Genomic DNA, 3188 nt, shown 5'->3' on the forward strand with positions numbered 1-3188 from the left:
GACCAATGCTTCTGCCGAATCATTCAATGCAAAGATTAAAGCGTTTAGATCCCAATTTCGTGGCGTGAAATGCGTAAAGTTTTTCCTATACAGGCTAACTCAATTGTATGCTTAAAAATGACTACTCCACAACTTTTGGTATTGATCCATAATATCTGAAATTCAATTAATTATTTTAGTTGTAAAAATATAACACTACAAATGGGTTTAGATACGATAATGTCTGGTTATATGAAGCTGATTTCTGATCCTTCGAGGCTTATATACCCAATTTAGAATGACAGACCTTAAAAGGATGTGTAGTCCTATGCAATTTGTTTAGAAACAAAACCTAAAAATAAAAAATCATGAGAGCAATTAATCCCTGGATCAACTTCAATGGCAATGCCGAAGAAGCCTTCATTTTTTACAAATCAGTTTTTGGCGGCGAGTTTACTAAAATCACCCGTTTTAAAGACTTATCAGGCCCCGATTTTCAGGTAGCCGAAGAGGAGGCAAATAAAATAATGTACATCGGCTTGCCGCTTGGCAAAAACAACGTGTTAATAGCCAACGATGTTCCCGGATTTTTAGGACGGGTAAGCGAAAATGAAAACCGGTCTAAAATATACGTGAATGCCGAAAGCCGTGAAGAAGCAGATAAAATATTTAACGGATTATCGACAGGTGGAGAAGTGGAAGGACCAATTGGTGATAGTCCATGGGGTACCTATGCCGGAATGTTTAGGGATAAATATGGTATTGAATGGATTGTAGAGTTCGACCCGGGGTATAACGGGTAGGCTTAACCTGTCTTATCACTGGCGTACAGTATGTAATAACGGTAACACCCAGGCAAAGAGGCTACTCTTTTTTGAGATAGCCTCTTTTTAAATCAAGTATCTAAAAAACAGAATTTTAAAAGAGGTATCCGGTTGAAATGATTTTTTCATCGATGCCGTATTTAAAATTAATCACACGACTTCAGGAAAGACGGGGTTACTTGCGAAAAAAATCGCAAAGCTTAAAACCTCCTTAAAGGAAATTGTGAAAAAGGGTTGTTCATCTTAATTCAGTTTTTCCTTTTGAGGTCTTTGATAATGTATTCAACCCACTGATCGGCTGGTATGTTAAGGCTTAACATCAGGACTGAATCCGGTTGCATCAATAGGCTTTTTATCGGCCCAGCTCGATTTTGATACTGGCATCATAAGTATCAGCATTTTGCACGGAAGCGGCGTTTGTGATGTTGGCCCTTCGTAATCCATCATGCCTACACTATTCCTACCGTATCGTGTTGTCTTTTTGCTTTGTTTCATTAAATGAAAAAAGTATTCTGTAGAGCTACCGCAAAGTTCATCGGTAATTAGTGCAACTTTAGCAGGACTGCCAAGAACAGAATCAAGAGGGATTGTCAATCCAGGGATCTGATAAAACGTATCCTCGGCAGATGGGAGTTCTTCGTCGATTTTTTTGAGGTTAGCTACATATTGATCAGGATAGTATTTTTTTAGATCTACAGGTACTGGATTTTTGACGAAATACTCAAGCTCTGATCTTTTGAGCCGGACATTGTCCTGGGAAATGCGAAGTAGGGGGCTGTCCTGTTTGATGGGGTTGGTCATCACGTAGGGTAGGAGAAAGCTCCAACCGGAGTTGCCCCTCCGTTTCCACGCAGATCTATGATCAGGTACTTACTATTTCTGATGGCTTTATCATGGGCTGCAACTAATTTCTCGATTTTACTGTCGTTATTAAAGAAAGTCGGGATTTTGATATAGCTGGTTTCCGTGTCCAATTGATAATAATCGAGTCCATTGTTGCTGTTTTTCCATGTACCTAACTCCTTTTTTTCTTTGGCAGTCATTTCATTGGGAAAAACCCTTCCAAAAAGTGAAAAATTCCACAGCTGCAACAGGTTGCCTCTTTGCTGGGCATAGAAATCTACACTGTTAAATACATTGTACTGATTTAGCAGATAGCCTTTTTGATGTGGTTTTACTGTAAAATAGACAAGCCCCTTATGGAGCATGCTATCTTTTGCACTAAGTACAATGGCTTTGTATTCATTGCCCGGAAATTTTTTTATGCCCAACCTAATTGAACTGTCCGCGTTTATCCAAATGCCTTCAGTGCCAGTACCCGGTTTCAGTGTTTTAAAATAAGATTCGTCCAGAGTTATGGTCTCTTTTTCGTAATCCTCTTTGTTGAGGTATGTCAATGAAAAATGTTTGTCTGCAAAAAAACGAACATAATCTTTAATAAGATAATAGCAGCTTTTAGGATTGCTTTCATTTTTTGCCTTTGCACGGAGACTGGTTACCAGATTTTCATAGGACGGTTTTGTCTTAGCATATACTTTTTGCGGAAATCCGGCATAGTTGAGCTCAGTTTTAACAATTGCCTCATTTAAATTCTGCAGGCAGTTACAGGGTATCTGTTGTGCTATAAGTAAAAAGGGAAAAATGGGGGTAATAAGGAGGATACATAGTCTTTTCATCACATTAATTTGATTGAACACTAATATATTAAAGTTATCAGTTTTTTTGATAGTCTGACTCCCGATTTAATAGCATAATCAAAATTGCATTAAATTTATGATTGGCAGGGCAGGTATATTATAATGCAAGGTTAGACTTGGTCAGACAGCTTTTATTGTGTTGAAAGATTGATGGTTGTATCTTGAAGAATCCTTATGTTTTTATTAGCAGATTCTTCAATTGACTTAATATAATTGCATGTTTAACGTTTAATGCATCCCTGCTTTTGACAGATTTTAGATTGACTTTTTAATAATTTTTTTAAAAAAAAACTAAAATTTTGGGTCGAAGTTAAAATAAATCGGATTTGATAAAGCAACCATATTTTCACTTAAAGCCATAGATTTTGGCACTTGCGGATAAGGTGTATTTACGCCTTCAACAGTTACCCGATAATAGCTTCTCCCTTTTGTTTCTGGTGTATCTTCAAATTGAACCATTGGTATTTCGCCTTTAGCGTGGTAAGTATTCAATTTCTTCCCATTTTTAATGATGGTAATGGTGTAATCTGCATCAGGCAAAGTATTATCAATTAATTGAACCAAAAATTTTACAGGTTTACCTTTCGAGATGGCATTGTCGCCCATCATCATTTCAAATTTCCCATCTTCATCTTCATCTGCATAAAATTCTACTCTTGGTGCAAAAGGATTTGAACTCACCGAAACC

The 3188-nt window shown here is 37.2% G+C and carries 3 protein-coding genes and 1 pseudogene; 1 reads left to right on the forward strand and 3 read right to left on the reverse strand.

Going from position 1 to position 3188, the window contains the following annotated elements; genetic code table 11:
* Window positions 1-347 precede the first annotated feature (347 nt).
* Window positions 348-782 (forward strand): VOC family protein, encoded by a 435-nt coding sequence (locus tag AC1DND_RS23830; RefSeq protein WP_477585059.1) that lies wholly within the window; start codon window positions 348-350, stop codon window positions 780-782.
* Window positions 783-1109: 327 nt separating this feature from the next.
* On the opposite strand, the gene AC1DND_RS23835 is transcribed toward AC1DND_RS23830, so the two are convergent.
* From AC1DND_RS23835 to AC1DND_RS23845, 3 genes and pseudogenes are all read right to left on the reverse strand, one after another.
* Window positions 1110-1604, reverse strand: coding sequence for a S41 family peptidase (locus tag AC1DND_RS23835; protein WP_477585060.1), 495 nt, complete (start codon window positions 1602-1604; stop codon window positions 1110-1112).
* Entirely contained in the window at window positions 1604-2479 is an 876-nt protein-coding gene (locus tag AC1DND_RS23840) for a hypothetical protein (RefSeq protein ID WP_477585061.1), read from the reverse strand. The genes AC1DND_RS23835 and AC1DND_RS23840 overlap by 1 nt, the downstream gene beginning before the upstream one ends.
* A 312-nt stretch (window positions 2480-2791) precedes the next feature.
* A pseudogene (locus tag AC1DND_RS23845) lies at window positions 2792-3188 on the reverse strand (CehA/McbA family metallohydrolase); the annotation flags it as partial.

Source organism: Pedobacter sp. 01N416, from assembly GCF_056399685.1.